This window comes from Ruegeria sp. HKCCA4008 (assembly GCF_013033125.1).
Taxonomy (GTDB): domain Bacteria; phylum Pseudomonadota; class Alphaproteobacteria; order Rhodobacterales; family Rhodobacteraceae; genus Ruegeria.
Genome location: NZ_WQDM01000005.1, coordinates 212,156 through 226,448, shown reverse-complemented (window position 1 = coordinate 226,448; position 14,293 = coordinate 212,156). Strand labels below are relative to the sequence as shown.

15 protein-coding genes are annotated in these 14,293 nt (G+C 61.3%); 7 read left to right on the top strand and 8 right to left on the bottom strand.

From position 1 onward, the window contains the following. Positions 1–16: 16 nt before the first annotated feature. On the top strand, positions 17–715 hold the full coding sequence (locus GOW60_RS13270) for an NAD-dependent deacylase (RefSeq protein WP_171229711.1): 699 nt from the start codon (positions 17–19) through the stop codon (positions 713–715). Between the two features lie 61 nt (positions 716–776). Beyond that, the gene (locus GOW60_RS13265; protein WP_171229647.1) at positions 777–1,385 is read left to right on the top strand and encodes an HdeD family acid-resistance protein; all 609 of its coding nucleotides are present in this window, start codon (positions 777–779) and stop codon (positions 1,383–1,385) included. Between the two features lie 92 nt (positions 1,386–1,477). On the opposite strand, the gene GOW60_RS13260 is transcribed toward GOW60_RS13265, so the two are convergent. The 4 genes from GOW60_RS13260 to meaB form a co-directional block, all read right to left on the bottom strand. After that, positions 1,478–1,951 carry a copper chaperone PCu(A)C gene (locus tag GOW60_RS13260; RefSeq protein ID WP_171229646.1) on the bottom strand — a complete coding sequence of 158 codons (474 nt, stop codon included), beginning with the start codon at positions 1,949–1,951 and terminating at the stop codon, positions 1,478–1,480. Between the two features lie 40 nt (positions 1,952–1,991). Continuing rightward, complete coding sequence (locus GOW60_RS13255) at positions 1,992–2,342, bottom strand: hypothetical protein (RefSeq protein ID WP_171229645.1); 351 nt, start codon at positions 2,340–2,342, stop codon at positions 1,992–1,994. A gap of 407 nt (positions 2,343–2,749) precedes the next feature. After that, complete coding sequence (gene rpmB, locus GOW60_RS13250; RefSeq protein WP_050603240.1) at positions 2,750–3,037, bottom strand: 50S ribosomal protein L28; 288 nt, start codon at positions 3,035–3,037, stop codon at positions 2,750–2,752. A 186-nt stretch (positions 3,038–3,223) separates the two neighbouring features. After that, a complete protein-coding gene (meaB, locus tag GOW60_RS13245; protein ID WP_171229644.1) occupies positions 3,224–4,195 on the bottom strand; it encodes a methylmalonyl Co-A mutase-associated GTPase MeaB in 972 nt (323 codons plus the stop codon). 209 nt (positions 4,196–4,404) lie between these two features. Between meaB and hrpB the strand changes: the two genes are divergently transcribed. The 3 genes from hrpB (at position 4,405) to GOW60_RS13230 (ending at position 9,049) form a co-directional block, all read left to right on the top strand. Next, the gene (hrpB, locus tag GOW60_RS13240) at positions 4,405–6,858 is read left to right on the top strand and encodes an ATP-dependent helicase HrpB (protein ID WP_171229710.1); all 2,454 of its coding nucleotides are present in this window, start codon (positions 4,405–4,407) and stop codon (positions 6,856–6,858) included. Positions 6,859–7,025: 167 nt separating this feature from the next. Then, positions 7,026–7,484, top strand: coding sequence for an NUDIX hydrolase (locus GOW60_RS13235; RefSeq protein WP_171229643.1), 459 nt, complete (start codon positions 7,026–7,028; stop codon positions 7,482–7,484). An 89-nt stretch (positions 7,485–7,573) separates the two neighbouring features. Next, positions 7,574–9,049: an inorganic phosphate transporter gene (locus GOW60_RS13230; RefSeq protein ID WP_171229642.1), complete on the top strand. Its 1,476-nt coding sequence runs from the start codon at positions 7,574–7,576 to the stop codon at positions 9,047–9,049. Between the two features lie 9 nt (positions 9,050–9,058). On the opposite strand, the gene GOW60_RS13225 is transcribed toward GOW60_RS13230, so the two are convergent. The 3 genes from GOW60_RS13225 to GOW60_RS13215 form a co-directional block, all read right to left on the bottom strand. Further along, entirely contained in the window at positions 9,059–10,033 is a 975-nt protein-coding gene (locus tag GOW60_RS13225; protein ID WP_171229641.1) for a 2-dehydropantoate 2-reductase, read from the bottom strand. A gap of 79 nt (positions 10,034–10,112) precedes the next feature. Then, the gene (locus GOW60_RS13220; protein WP_171229640.1) at positions 10,113–11,075 is read right to left on the bottom strand and encodes a pirin family protein; all 963 of its coding nucleotides are present in this window, start codon (positions 11,073–11,075) and stop codon (positions 10,113–10,115) included. A gap of 119 nt (positions 11,076–11,194) precedes the next feature. Continuing rightward, a complete protein-coding gene (locus tag GOW60_RS13215) occupies positions 11,195–12,028 on the bottom strand; it encodes a phytanoyl-CoA dioxygenase family protein (RefSeq protein ID WP_171229639.1) in 834 nt (277 codons plus the stop codon). A gap of 216 nt (positions 12,029–12,244) precedes the next feature. Between GOW60_RS13215 and GOW60_RS13210 the strand changes: the two genes are divergently transcribed. Together GOW60_RS13210 and GOW60_RS13205 are read left to right on the top strand one after the other, a co-directional pair. After that, a complete protein-coding gene (locus GOW60_RS13210; RefSeq protein ID WP_171117607.1) occupies positions 12,245–12,733 on the top strand; it encodes a twin-arginine translocation pathway signal in 489 nt (162 codons plus the stop codon). Between the two features lie 8 nt (positions 12,734–12,741). Next, a complete protein-coding gene (locus GOW60_RS13205) occupies positions 12,742–13,338 on the top strand; it encodes a ferric reductase-like transmembrane domain-containing protein (protein WP_371813363.1) in 597 nt (198 codons plus the stop codon). Here GOW60_RS13205 and argF read toward each other — a convergent pair. Then, positions 13,335–14,261, bottom strand: coding sequence for an ornithine carbamoyltransferase (gene argF / locus GOW60_RS13200; RefSeq protein ID WP_152457303.1), 927 nt, complete (start codon positions 14,259–14,261; stop codon positions 13,335–13,337). The two genes, GOW60_RS13205 and argF, sit on opposite strands and share 4 nt — an antisense overlap. Between the last annotated feature and the right edge of the window lie 32 nt (positions 14,262–14,293).

Here is a 14,293-nt window from a genome sequence, read left to right as displayed (position 1 = left end):
ACCGCGCGGAGGAGAAATGGAAAAGATCGTGATTCTGACCGGGGCCGGAATATCCGCCGAAAGCGGGTTGAGCACCTTTCGCGATGAGGGTGGATTGTGGGCCCAGCACCGGATTGAGGATGTCGCCACGCCGGAAGGATTCGCCCGCGACCCTGCACTGGTTCAAGGGTTTTACAATGCGCGGCGGGTTCAGGCCGCCAGGGTTCAACCCAATGCCGCTCATGAAGCACTGGCCCGGCTGCAACGGGACTGGCCCGGGGACGTCGTGATCGTGACCCAGAACGTGGACAGCCTGCACGAGGCGGGCGGCGCAAAGGATGTCATCCACATGCACGGAACTTTGGCGGGCGCGCTGTGTTCAGCCTGTGGCCATCGCTGGACCGCCCCGCCCGAAATGGCGGTTGGGGAATCCTGCCCCGCCTGTGCGCGGCCCACGGCCCGACCCGATGTGGTTTGGTTTGGTGAGATGCCCTATTTCATGGACGAGATTTATGACCACCTGTCCAGCGCGTCGCTTTTTGCCGCCATTGGCACCTCGGGTCAGGTTTATCCGGCGGCAGCGTTCGTGCACGAGGCACAAGCGGCGGGCGCTCGGACGATCGAGATCAATCTGGAACCGTCACCGGGCGCATCCGGGTTTGATGAAAGACTTGTCGGCAAAGCGACCCAGACAGTTCCGCGATGGGTCGGGCACCTTCTTGCACCGCATAGTTAAAGTACAGACAACACTCGCTTAATTCGGTTAGACTGCCCCCGAAACGACTGGAGGACAAGACATGACGGATCAGGACCCCCGGACCGGTGAAATTCTGGATGAAGGCAGTATGGCCGGGCGCGACATGCTGGGAGAGAAGCTTTCCAGCCTGTGGTGGACCTTTCTGCTGCGCGGAGTATTGGCCGGGCTTGTCGGTATTGCAGCACTGTTCTGGCCGTCTGGCAGCATCGCGTTGCTGCTGCGGCTGGTTGGTGTGCTGCTGATCCTCGATGGTGGCCTGACGCTTTTGGGCGTTGGGCGTCGCGGGGTAATGGGCGGCGCTGCAATCGGTGCGCTTCTGATCGGGCTTGTCCTGCTGATCTGGCCGGAAGGGACGGTCAAACTGGCCTTTTTCCTGATGGGCGCCTGGGCGCTGATCATCGGGATCGGCTCGCTGGCGGCATCCGGGCAAATGCACGAGAGAGACCCTCAACGCGGCTCCATGCGCGTTTCGGGTTTTGTCGCGCTTGTGGTCGGGCTAGTTTTGATGATCTGGCCAGCGGTCGCGCTTGTTGCGCTGGGATGGGGCATCGCCTTTTCGGCGCTGGCCATTGCCGCGGTCATGTTCTGGCTGGCATCCCGATTCCGCCAGGCCGGTGACCGTGTTGGTATGAAAACCATCAACAAATAGCACCAGTGGCGGCCGCAGAAACAACAGGCCGGGCAATGCCCGGCCTGACGCATGGATGACGGCCGCCGCGCGGCCCGAAGACAGGCGTTGCCCTAGTTCGAATGAGATCCGTGTCCGCCCATGTCCTGACGCTCCAGATCGACCGGGATTTCGATCTCAACCTCGCCAGCCTTTTCAAAGATCAGCGTCACCGGAACCATGGCGTCCTGCTCGAACGGTTCGGACAGACCCATGAACATCACGTGGTCGCCGCCACGTTTCAGCATGTGGGTTTCACCTGCCGGAATGGCAAAGCCTTCCTCGACATGCACCATCTTGGCCACGCCATTGTCGTCGACTTTGTGGGTGTGCAGTTCAACCCGGGCAGCGGCATCCGACGTCACGCCGACCAGACGGTCGTCCGCATCGCCCAGATTCTGGATCATCATGAACGCGGCACCCGCCTTGGCGGTCTTTCCCGACGACCGGGCATAGGCGTCATCAACTTTGATAGTGCCTTCAGCAAAAGCGGGCATGGCCAGGGTCACGGCGGCCAGGGTTGCAAACAGAGTAGTTTTGAGGGACATCGTGCCTCTCCTGTATTGTAGGTTTGAAAAAATAGTGTCTTCAAACACGTACAGGCGGCGCGCGCGCCGGGGTGCCGGGGACCGGCAAGGCGATTTGATTGACCAGATGTCGCAGCGGCGCTATCCGCGCCCGCTCTGGCGCCATAGGCATGGGCGGCTGGGCAACGGCGACCGCGCCCATCAGGGACAATGCGTAATCCGGGCAGTAATGCGGTGGCGCGGTGGGCTGTCCGTCTTCGTCCATATAGACAACGACCGGACCGGTGCCTGTGCACAACACCATCTGCCCCACGGCCCTGTCCATGCCGCGGGACACGGCAAGGCCCTGCCCGGTCAGAACCAAAAGCAGGGACAGAACATAAGGCAGGAATCGTGTATTGGCTGGTCTCATCCTGACCCGGGTATAGGTCAGTCGGCAGAGTAGCTTCAAGCGCCAAAGGGTCGCGCTTGAAGCCGGTTTCAGTAATCAATTCCCGGTCGTTTCACCTTGCTTGTATTGAAGCTGGTGTGGGAACGATTCACCCTGCGCTGCATCCGCGTACAAGCCGAAATTGCTTTGCGAAAAACCGCGGCCAGAAACAGGAAAAGGTAGAAACTTTTTAACGTCATAGTGAGGCCCCCGCCTGATGAATGACAGTGACGATAGGTCAGATTCGGCGTTCCGTATGTGAAGCAATTCACCAATAGCGGAAAATAATTTCGAAATTGAAAACAGTGTCGGGCTGCAGCGGGCGGCTCAAAACGAAAAAGCCCTGCACCTCAGAGGTGCAGGGCCTGAAAATCAATAAGCGAAAAGGCTTAGGCCGTGGCTTGCGCCTTGGCGATTTCCTTCTTCACTTTCAGTGCGTTCGCCGACAGTTCTTCATCCTTGGCTTTGGCGAGGAATGCGTCCAGACCACCGCGGTGGTCAACCGAACGCAGGGCGGCTGCCGAGATGCGCAGCTTCACGCCGCGGCCCAGGGTCTCGGACTGCAGGGTAACGTCATTCAGGTTCGGCAGGAAACGACGACGAGTTCTGTTTTTGGCATGGCTGACATTGTTGCCAGTCATCGGGCCTTTTCCGGTCAGTTCGCAACGGCGCGACATGGTTTCTTCCTTTGTTTCTGGAGGCCGGGCACAAAGCCCTCGGCCAAATCACAAGGGGCACAACCCGAAGTCGCGCCCGAAAACTGGTTGGATGCATGTAGTGGGAATCGCAGGAAGGGTCAAGACGGACCGAACGAATTCTTTCATTTTGCGCCCGCCTTTGAAACCTTACCCCCTTTCACCCCGTCAGCTCAGCGTGCCAAGCAGTTTTTCGGCCGCGCGGGCCGGGTTCAGACGCCCGGCCGAGACTTCGGCGTTCAGGCGTTCCATCTCGGCCTTGGCCTGCGGCGTGTCGAGCCGGGCCAGAAGGGCATGGCGGACTTCCTGATCGAACCAGTATCGCGCCTGGGCGGCCCGGTTGGCTTCCCAGATACCGTTGTCGCGGCGCCACCGGGTCAGGAATTGCATCTCGTGCCAGGCTTGCTCCAGCCCTTGTTCTTCGACCGCTGAAACGGTCATTGCCTTGGGGAAACCTTCGGGATCCTGCGGGCGCTTGCGCAGCAATCGCAACGCACCGGCATAGTCTGCGCATGTCCGGGTCGCCGTGGCCTTCAGGTCGCCATCCGCCTTGTTGATCAGGATGATATCGGCCATCTCCATGATGCCACGTTTGACACCCTGCAATTCGTCCCCACCCGCCGGGGCCAACAGCAACAGGAACAGGTCCGACAATTCGGACACCACCGTTTCGGACTGCCCGACGCCCACGGTTTCAATCAGCACCACGTCATAGCCTGCGGCCTCGCATAGGGCGATGGCCTCACGCGTCCGTCGGGCAACGCCCCCGAGATGGCTCTGGCTGGGGGAGGGGCGGATAAAGGCGTTCTTCTCGCGGCTCAGGCGTTCCATCCGGGTTTTGTCCCCCAGAATCGAGCCCCCCGAACGGGCAGAGCTGGGATCGACTGCCAAAACCGCGACACGCAGCCCCTGCCCTGTCAGCATCATGCCAAAGCTTTCGATGAAGGTGGACTTGCCCACCCCGGGCGTACCCGACAAACCGATCCGGAGCGCCTGACGCCCTGACCCTGCGAGCCGGGCCAACAAATCGCTGGCCTGTGCACGATGATCGGCGCGGTTGCTTTCCGCCAGAGTGATCGCGCGGGCCAGCGCCCGGCGCTCGCCCTTCAAAATCCTGTCGCTGAGGCTGTCTGTCTGCATTCTTGTCCCGATCCTAGAGGCAGGAATAGTTGCCGCGCTCGGGGGGCGTTTGTCCAGACCGCAGGTCGCCGGAAATGCGATCAAAGCGAAAGCTGCGTCAATTCGTGCGTTGCTTGGCCATTCAGGGTTGGGCCCGCCGCCACGGTGTCACCAAAGCGCGCGCGGCGCGAGAACTGGACGACACCTGCATGATCGCGGATAAGAGCCGGATGACGATACGCCTGCCCATCTACGACGCCATTCCCGAACTGCTGGACAGATTGCGCGCGCAGGGCCGCGCGGTATTGCAGGCCCCACCGGGGGCGGGCAAGACCACGCGGGTTCCTCTGGCAATGCTCGAGGCGGGTCTGTGTGACGACAGGATCGTGATGCTGGAACCCCGGCGGCTGGCGGCACGGGCCGCGGCCGAACGGATGGCCGAGTCGTTGGGAGAACGCGCAGGCCAGACCGTGGGATACCGTGTGCGCGGCGAGGCGAAGGTTTCGAAAGACACCCGGATCGAGGTGGTGACCGAGGGCATCCTGACCCGGATGCTGCAATCCAACCCGGATCTGCCGGGAATTGGCGCAGTGATTTTCGATGAATTCCACGAACGATCTCTGAACGCCGATCTGGGGCTGGCCTTGTGCCTCGAGGTGATCGACGCATTGCGGGACGATCTGATCCTGCTGGCCATGTCAGCCACGCTGGATGCGGATCCCGTCGGCGCATTGATGGCGGCCCCTCTGGTCACATCGGACGGGCGCAGCTTTCCGGTTGAGACGCGCTGGCTGGATCGGCCAATGGGGCCGCAAGCGCGACGGTTGGATGCGTTGATCGATCTGGTGGTGCTGGCCGAGCGTGAGACGCGAAAATCCGGCGGCGGAATTCTGGTTTTCCTGCCGGGAGAGGGCGAAATCCGACGCGCCGAAAGCCTTTTGAACGGTCGGTTGCCCGACAGTTGCGTGGTGCGCCCGTTATTCGGAGCCATGCCCTTTGCGGCCCAGCGTGCGGCGATTGCCCCGGTGGAACATGGGCGCAAAGTCGTGCTGGCGACGTCGATTGCCGAAACCTCGCTGACGATCCCCGACATCAAGGTCGTGGTGGATATGGGACAGGCCCGGCGGGCTCGGTTCGATCCGGGATCGGGCATGTCCCGACTGGTGACCGAACGGGTGACCCGGGCCGAGGCCACACAGCGCGCGGGCCGGGCCGGACGGGTGGCCGAAGGGGTGTGCTACCGGCTCTGGTCGAAGGGGGAAGACGGTGCGCTGGCCGCCTACCCGCCTGCCGAGATCGAAGCGGCGGACCTGACCGGGCTGGCGTTGGAACTGTCCCTGTGGGGCGCTGACGCGGCCGATCTTGCCTTTCTGACTCCACCTCCCGAGGGGACGATAGCCGAGGCGCGGGCTTTGCTGTCAATGCTGGGCGCACTCGATACCAATGGGCGGATCACCGATCATGGGCGCGCCCTGGCGGCACTGCCCTTGCATCCCCGGCTGGGGCACATGCTTGTGCGGGCCGGTCCGAACGCCGCCCCGTTGGCGGCGTTGATGGCCGAGCGTGACCCCCTTCGCGGCGCACCGGTGGATATCACCCTGCGGCAAGAGGCGCTGCGCGATCCCCGGGCCTTTCAGCGCAACAGGGTCTGGCAGGTCAACATGGGCGCAGTGGATCGGATCAATGCCGAGACCAGACAGCTGCGGAAACAGGCCAAGGGCGACTCGGCCGAACTGAGCCCCGCCGCCATGGCTGCGCTGGCCTATCCTGACCGCATCGGGCAGCGGCGCAAGGGCGACGCGCCGCGCTATGTGCTTTCAGGGGGGAAAGGCGTTGTTCTGGACAGTGCGGATTCACTGGCCAACGCTCCGTTTCTGGTCGTCATCGACACGGATGGCAACCCGCGCGAGGCGAAGGTCCGGATGGCCACCCAGATTTCAGAACGCGACATCCGCGATCTGTTCGCGGATCAGATCGGCTGGGTCGAGACCTGCGCCTGGTCCAAACGCGAGCGGCGGGTCGTGTCACGGCGGCAAGAGCGGTTCGGCGCGATCACATTGGACGACCGCATATGGAAGGACGTCCCGGACGACGCCGTGGCCCGCGCGATGCTGGATGGGATACGCGATCTGGGCCTGCGGCTGGAGGGTGCCGCCGCGCGCCTGGCCGCCCGTGTCGAGCTGGTGCGCGCCGATGGCGTCGATCTGCCCGATTTTTCGGTCGCAGGCCTGATGGCCGACATGGAAGACTGGTTGCTGCCCATGCTGTCAGGGGTCAAAAGCGCCGAAGACTGGAAGAAATTCGACCTTTTGCCCGCCCTGCGCGCGCGGCTGGACTGGGCGCAGACGCAGGAACTGGACCGGCGCGCTCCGGGGTCATTTGAAACGCCGCTAGGGCGCAAGGTGCCAATTGACTACAGCACGGCCGTGCCGGAAATCTCGGTCCGCTTGCAGGAAGTGTTTGGCGTGACCCGACACCCGGCGATCGGCGGCCAGCCTTTGAAGATCACTCTGCTGTCACCAGCGCAGCGCCCGATTCAGATAACGCGTGACCTGCCCGGTTTCTGGGCAGGCTCTTACGCGGATGTACGCAAAGACATGAGGGCGCAATACCCCAAACACCCCTGGCCCGAAGATCCGACCCAGGCTGATCCCACGCTGAGGGCAAAACGCAGACGCGACTAGAGCCGTCAGCAAAGCCCGAGCCTTGCCCATAATCCACGAAACAACCCAGAAAAACCTCAAAAATCGGCCAAACCCGGCCAAAACTGGAAGGTTTAATTGAAACTCACCATTTCCGTTGTTAAGTCGTATCAACTTTGAAGGCATAGAGTAGACAGACAAAAAAACTGATGAATGCATGGCTGCAAAACATCTGGGAAGAGGTCGGACGACCGCTGTTCCTGCGCCCCCGACGGGTGCAGTTTGCGGCGTTGTGCACCCGCGTTCATGATGGGCAGGACCAGGTCCTTCTGATCACCAGCCGTGACACCAAACGCTGGATCATCCCGAAAGGCTGGCCCATCGATGGTTTGAGTGGCGCGGAAACAGCCCTTCAGGAAGCCTGGGAAGAAGCCGGGGTGCGCGCGGATGCGGTTCACGATGAACCCATCGGCCAATTCACCTACGACAAGATCCTCAAAGACGGATCGGCGCAACCGGTATTGACCAATGTCTACAGGATTTCGGTGCGTGCGCTGGCCGATGACTTTCCCGAGGCTGACCAGCGCGAGCGCAGCTGGTTTTCGCCGGCTGAAGCGGCCACTCTGGTGCAAGAGCCCGAGCTTCAGGCCTTGTTGCGCAGACTGTAAGGAATTCGCAACATTTCGATGGCACCCAGCTTGCCTGAGCATCCGGATACCGCTAGTGGCGCACGATCCTTCAATATCTGACCAAGTTCATGTCTGACACGAATCCGAAACCACGCTGGCAAACGTTGGACAGCGACCTGCATAGAATTTCGCGGGTCGAAACCGCCAACATCCATGTCGCGCGCCACCTGCTGGCACCGGGGGTCGCACTGGCCTTCATGGCGCTTGCCGGGCTGACGGCGGCGGTCCTGTTCGGTCGGGCGGATGGCAGCCATGTCGTGGTCGCGGCGGCCGCGTTCGGGGCCTATATGGCGATCAATGTCGGTGCCAATGACGTGGCCAACAACATGGGCCCAGCGGTCGGTGCAAATGTGCTGACCATGGGCGGCGCCATCATGATTGCCGCCATAGCCGAAAGCGCAGGTGCGTTGCTTGCGGGGGGTGACGTGGTCTCGACCATCTCCAAGGGGATTGTCGACCCCGCCTCGGTGCAAAACAGCGAGGTGTTCATCTGGGCCATGATGGCGGCGCTGATATCTTCGGCCATGTGGGTCAACCTGGCGACCTGGATCGGCGCTCCTGTGTCCACAACGCATTCAGTCGTGGGCGGGGTGATGGGTGCAGGCATTGCAGCAGCGGGCCTGAGCGCGGTGAGCTGGGGCACGATGAGTGCAATTGCAGCCAGCTGGGTGATTTCGCCGATACTCGGGGGGGCGGTTGCCGCGGCTTTTCTGGCGCTGATCAAGTCGAAAATCCAGAATCAGGACGACAAGATCGCCGCCGCGCGCAAATGGGTACCTGTCCTTTTGGCGGTGATGGCGGGGGCCTTTGCCACATATCTGTCCGTCAAAGGCCTGCAACGGATCGTGCATATCGACCCCAAGATGGCCCTGTTGATCGGGTTGGGCGTGGGGCTTCTGACCTGGTCCGTGACCGTCCCGTGGGTCAAGCGCAGATCCGAAGGGATGGAGAACCGGACCCGGTCGCTGAAAACGCTGTTTGGCCTGCCGCTTGTGATCTCGGCCACGTTCCTGAGCTTTGCCCACGGCGCAAATGACGTGGCCAATGCGGTCGGCCCGCTGGCCGCGATTGTCCACGCGGTCGAGTTCGGAGAGTTCGCCGCGAAAGTTCCAATACCGCTTTGGGTGATGATCATCGGAGCCTTCGGGATTTCCTTCGGTCTGTTCCTGTTCGGCCCCAGGCTGATCCGGATGGTGGGCCGCCAGATCACCAAGCTGAACCCGATACGCGCCTTTTGCGTCGCCCTGTCGGCGGCGATCACCGTGATTCTGGCCAGCTGGCTTGGCCTGCCGGTCAGTTCGACCCATATCGCCGTTGGAGCAGTTTTTGGCGTCGGCTTCTACCGCGAGTGGGATTCCGAGCGCCGGCGCAAACAGGGAAAGCTTCAACGCACAGCACAACACCTTGCCCCAGAAGAATACCGCCGTCGCAAGCTGGTACGGCGGTCGCATTTCATGACCATCGTGGCCGCGTGGGTAGTCACCGTGCCCGCCGCCGCAACCATGTCGGCCGTCATTTACTGGGTGCTGACCGCGTTCGCCTGAGGGATGACGTCAGAGCCGGATCTGTTCCGGCGACAACGGGTGATCGGGTGCATGTTTGATCAGGTCAGACACCTGCGTGCAGATGGGTGTCGGCACTCCGGTTTCGTGACCCATCCGGATGATGTGACCTTGCAGGCTGTCAATTTCCGTTTGCCGCTCAGCCATGAGGTCATAGGCCATGGACGTTCGCGCGCTCGGGTCGATTGTCAGCATCCGGGCCGCGATCCTGGTGAACAGCGGTGTCGGCAGCCGCAGAATATGCGGGGTCATCCATGCCGGAAGCGGTGTGGTCGAGGCTACGGGATGACCCGCCGCCTTGAGGACGGTCAGCGCCTCGGACATCTGATCCGCCATGAGATTGCGCCAGTCGCGGTTCATCAGCTGATCCACCAGCGTGAGGCCCGACAAGGCATTGAGCGCATTGTTCAGGTTGATCACCAACTTGCCCCATTGCACGGCTTCGATCTGGTCGCTGGACGTGACGGGAAGGTCTGCGCTGCTCAGCTGCGCGGCCAGATCACTAGCGCCGCTTTGGATGACGATCTCTCCGGACGTGGCCCGATGATAGGTGGCGGGGGCAGTCGGCACCACGTTGAACGGAACCATTCCGGCGCGTATGTCGCGCCCAGGAAGGGCATTGCGCAACGTCTCGGTGGCCTCGATCCCGTTCTGCCAGGACAGGACAGGCGCATCCCGGGGCGCAAAGGCGCCTATCTGCTCGGCCATATCCGATGTTGCGCCCGATTTGACCGTTACAATGACAAGTTCGGCCCGGCCTAGGCAGGCCGGATCTTCGCTGAGCACCAGAGATTCAGGCGGGACCGTGTAATCAAGGCCGTCGAAATCCGTAACCGTCAGCCGGCGCTCACGGATCGGGTCCAGCACATGCGCGCGCCCCAGCAGGGTCACGGAATGCCCCGACCGGGCCAGCAAGGCTCCGCAGAAGCAGCCAATGCTGCCCGCGCCAGCAAGGACAAGTTTCATGATACCCCCTCCGGTACACCCGAAAAGGATCACCGCAAACGTCCTGTGACACAAGCCCGCTTGCCCCCGACGTCACGCGTTAGCGGGCCAGCCGGGGTTTGGTGCGCTCAAGCTCTTTGGAAATAGGGATAAATTCCTGATCGTCACCCGGAGGCAGTTGAAATGCACCATTGGCCCAATCGGCGCTTTTCCACTCACGGGTTGCGGTTTCGATCTTTTCCTTCGAAGAGGAAACGAAATTCCACCAGATGTAGCGGTCTTCATTCAGGGTCGCTCCGCCCAGCAGCATCAGCCGCGCGCCCAGCGCACCGGCCTTGACAGACAGCTTGTCCCCGGGCCGGAACACCATCATGCGGCCCTCGTCAAACCTGTCACCCGCGATTTCGACCGAACCTTGCGTGACATAGACACCTCGATCTTCGTGGTCGTCAGGCAGAGGCAAAGACGCGCCGGGTTCCAATTGCACGTCGAGATAGAAGGTTTCGGACAGCATCGTGACCGGGCTGGTCTCACCATAAGCTGAACCCAGGATCAATCGGGCACTGACGCCTGCATCCTGAATATGCGGCAGCGCGGCCTGTTTGTGATGTTCGAAATCCGGGGCCATATCCTCATGCGCTTCGGGCAAGGCGATCCAGGTCTGAATGCCGAACAGGCTGTGTTTCCTGCCGCGTGTTTCGTCACTGGTGCGCTCGGAATGGGTGACACCACGCCCTGCTACCATCCAATTGACCTCGCCGGGATAGATCATCTGATGTGTGCCAAGGCTGTCACGGTGCTCGAATTCGCCCTGGTACAGATAGGTGACCGTGCCCAGTCCGATATGGGGGTGGGGCCGCACGTCGATGCCGCCTTCGGTGATGAATTCAGCGGGCCCCATTTGATCGAAAAATATGAAAGGGCCCACCAACTGTCGTTTTACCGAAGGCAACGCGCGGCGCACTTCGAACCCACCCAGGTCACGGGCACGCGGGACGATTAATGTGTCCAGCGCCGGATTCTCCGAGATGCAGTCCGGATTGTGTGTCGGGTTCCAACTCATTTCAGCTCTCCCTTCGTTGCAGATGGTCAGGCCACCCGCTTTCACTCAGGTAAGAAATAGCCACGCAAAGCAGCCCATAAAGTGCACAATCGCACAGATTAAGTGCGGCGCCGTTCCAATCAACGCGGCCAGAGTTGCGGGAAAAACGGCCCGTCAATCCGATCCCCCTCGCCATAGCCTGCCGCCTCGAACTGCGCGCGCTCGTCCTTGGCCCAGTCGCCGCGATACCGGATGACACCATCAGGTGCCGTCATGCGAAGGGTGAAGCGCCGCACCGTTTCCGACGGCGTGCTCGAGGACAACCCGCCATGCAGCGTGCGCATGTCGAAAAAGATACAATCCCCAAGCTCCAGATCCCATTGCAGCAACTCATACGCGCCGGGGTCGGCATTGACATCGGGTGGCGGGTGATAAGTCAGCCCGGCGACTTCGGTGGGCTCATAGCTGGGATGTCCATCGGCAAACCGCACACGCATGAACAGCTTGTCCCACAGGTGTGAGCCCTTCACGAATGCGATGCCGTTTTCCTTGGTCACGGGTTCCAGCGGCAGCCAAAGGACACACATCGTGCCTTCGAAGTCGAAGTAAGACAGGTCCTGATGGAAGGGCGGGCGCGAGGTCGAGCCGGCCTCGCGCAGGAACCAGTTGTCCATGACAAGGTTGATGGATGGCGCCCCCAGCAACCCGGCAGCAAGCGGTGCGCAGGGGGACTTATGAACGAATTCGTTGAATTGCGGGATTTTGTTCCAGGCCCAGTAGTCTTCGTAATAGCCCGGGGCGTTCGGATCCTTGGTATGACGGGTGAAATTATCGGTCGGCGTGTCAAGGTCGGCGTCGATACCTGCGCCCAGTAATGACAACCAGTCGGATGAGAATTTCGACCGCAGAACAACAGCACCATCGCGTTGGAAGGCGGCAATGTCTTCCTGTGTAACCAGATTTGCTGTCGTCATGGAATGATCATCCCGATGTGGTTCGGTGGCCCCAAGCATCGCACCACGCACCGCCAGAGGTCAAAGAGATTCGTTTCGACGATCCGGATTCACTCACAGAACCGTGAGGGCGCGGGGATCCAACCGCGCACGGCCTCGGATTTTGAAAGAAACATGCTATGTTTCAGATGGAAGCCGCAGACTGACAAGATTGGATCGCGTATTGGAGGTTTCTTGATGACAGATGCGTTGCTGTCCCGTCGTTCCCTGATCACCCAAGGTGTTGCCGTTTTGGCGACCGGCGCCACAGGGCTTTTGGTGCCTGCCCGCGCAGCCGGGATTGCGCCGACGCCTTCGATGCGGGGCGGATCGAACAACTATCGCCCCGGTGCGCCAATCGTGGACCGCATCGGTGGCGGCGGGTTCTGGATGACCGGCACCGTACGACGGGCGGGCGATGGCGCTCCCCTGCCCGGCCAGCGCATTCAGATCTGGGCCCATACCACAGAAGGGCACGAGCGTGACCCGCAAAGCCATGGGGCGACCTTGACGGATGAAAAGGGTGAATTCCGCCTGGAAATGCCGCAGATCGTTCCTGCATTCGGTCAACCGCACGGGCATCTGGCCTATGACAGCGGCGCGTTCGAAACCGTGTTCCTGCGGCCTGTGATGTCCAGTTCCAAAGACAAGACACTGGCTGCGCATTTCGTGTTGCAACCGCTCTGATCCCGGTGATCCGAACCGGTGTCATTTGGGCGACCCTGATCGCCGCCCTTGCCGTTCCTTTAATCGCTGCGGCAGGCAGCCCGTATCTTGCGTGGCGCGATCCAACCTATATCCTCGCCGGGTTTGCCGGAATTCTGAGCTTGGGCCTGCTGTTGCTGCAGCCGCTTCTGGCCGGAAGATACCTTCCGGGCTTGTCCGCAGTGATGAGCCGCCACATTCACCGCTGGATCGGTCTGACCCTGGTGCTGGCGATTGTGGTCCATGTCGCGGGGTTGTGGCTTACCAGCCCGCCGGATGTGGTGGATGCGTTGTTGTTCGTATCGCCAACGCCGTTCTCGGCCTGGGGTGTCATTGCTATGTGGACCGCTTTCGGGGCGGCCCTGTTAGGGGTCTTCCGCAAACGTCTGCGCCAGCGCTTTCGTCTTTGGCGGCTGAGCCACACTGCACTGGCCGGGGTGACGATCGTCGGCAGCCTTGTTCACGCCATGCTGATCGAAGGCACGATGGAGATCGTAACCAAAACAGCGCTTTGCGCACTGGTCCTCTTGGCGAGCGCAAGTACGCTCGCCAAATTGAAAGTGTGGGATATCCGTCGACGCCCTTAGACGCCCAGGCACCAGCGCATCACCGCCTTTTGTGCATGCAGACGGTTTTCGGCCTCATCAAAAATGACCGAGTTCGGTCCATCCATGACCTCGGAGGTCGCTTCTTCCTCGCGGTGGGCGGGCAGGCAATGCATGAACAGCGCATCCGGTTTGGCATGCGACATGAGTTCAGCATTGACCTGATATGGGCGCAGCATGTTGTGGCGGCGCTCTTTGGCCGACTGGGAATCATGCATCGAAACCCAGGTATCCGCGACGACGAGATCGGCGCCTTCCACCGCTTTGTGCGGATCCCTTTCGATCACGATTTTCGAACCTTTCTGGCGGGCAAACCCCATGAACTCTTCTTCCGGGTCAAGCTGAGCGGGGCCGGTGAAAGTCAGATCGAACCCGAATTGACCGGCGGCGTGCAGGAAGGAAGCGCAGACATTGTTGCCATCGCCGGTCCAGACCACCTTTTTGCCCGCGATGGGGCCACGATGTTCCTCGAATGTCAGAACGTCGGCCATGATCTGGCAGGGATGGGTGCGGTCGGTCAGGCCGTTGATCACCGGAACGTCCGAGTATTCGGCCATTTCGGTCAGGATGGTTTCATCAAAGGTGCGGATCATGATCATGTCGACATAGCGCGACAGCACGCGGGCGGTGTCGGCGATGGTTTCGCCGTGACCCAGCTGCATGTCCTTGCCGGACAGCACCATGGTCTGCCCGCCCATCTGGCGCACGCCCACATCGAAAGACACGCGCGTCCGCGTCGAAGGCTTTTCGAAGATCAGCGCCACCATGCGATCTTTCAGCGGCTGTTCGTCGTCAGGGGCGGCCTTGGGGCGGCCCAAACGCGCCTGCTTCATCACGCCCGCCTGATCGATCATGGCCCGCAGATCGGTGGAATCGGTTTTGTGTATATCAAGAAAATGGTTCATGTCGGTTCGTTTCCTGGCTGTCGGTTGCCGGG

Excerpts from the sequence above, each read along its gene's own strand:
- GOW60_RS13270 (WP_171229711.1), top strand. The coding sequence starts at position 17 with ATGGAAAAGATCGTGATTCTGACCGGGGCCGGAATATCCGCCGAAAGC.
- GOW60_RS13265 (WP_171229647.1), top strand. The coding sequence starts at position 777 with ATGACGGATCAGGACCCCCGGACCGGTGAAATTCTGGATGAAGGCAGT.
- GOW60_RS13260 (WP_171229646.1), bottom strand. The coding sequence starts at position 1,951 with ATGTCCCTCAAAACTACTCTGTTTGCAACCCTGGCCGCCGTGACCCTG.
- GOW60_RS13255 (WP_171229645.1), bottom strand. The coding sequence starts at position 2,342 with ATGAGACCAGCCAATACACGATTCCTGCCTTATGTTCTGTCCCTGCTT.
- rpmB (WP_050603240.1), bottom strand. The coding sequence starts at position 3,037 with ATGTCGCGCCGTTGCGAACTGACCGGAAAAGGCCCGATGACTGGCAAC.
- meaB (WP_171229644.1), bottom strand. The coding sequence starts at position 4,195 with ATGCAGACAGACAGCCTCAGCGACAGGATTTTGAAGGGCGAGCGCCGG.
- hrpB (WP_171229710.1), top strand. The coding sequence starts at position 4,405 with ATGACGATACGCCTGCCCATCTACGACGCCATTCCCGAACTGCTGGAC.
- GOW60_RS13235 (WP_171229643.1), top strand. The coding sequence starts at position 7,026 with ATGAATGCATGGCTGCAAAACATCTGGGAAGAGGTCGGACGACCGCTG.
- GOW60_RS13230 (WP_171229642.1), top strand. The coding sequence starts at position 7,574 with ATGTCTGACACGAATCCGAAACCACGCTGGCAAACGTTGGACAGCGAC.
- GOW60_RS13225 (WP_171229641.1), bottom strand. The coding sequence starts at position 10,033 with ATGAAACTTGTCCTTGCTGGCGCGGGCAGCATTGGCTGCTTCTGCGGA.
- GOW60_RS13220 (WP_171229640.1), bottom strand. The coding sequence starts at position 11,075 with ATGAGTTGGAACCCGACACACAATCCGGACTGCATCTCGGAGAATCCG.
- GOW60_RS13215 (WP_171229639.1), bottom strand. The coding sequence starts at position 12,028 with ATGACGACAGCAAATCTGGTTACACAGGAAGACATTGCCGCCTTCCAA.
- GOW60_RS13210 (WP_171117607.1), top strand. The coding sequence starts at position 12,245 with ATGACAGATGCGTTGCTGTCCCGTCGTTCCCTGATCACCCAAGGTGTT.
- argF (WP_152457303.1), bottom strand. The coding sequence starts at position 14,261 with ATGAACCATTTTCTTGATATACACAAAACCGATTCCACCGATCTGCGG.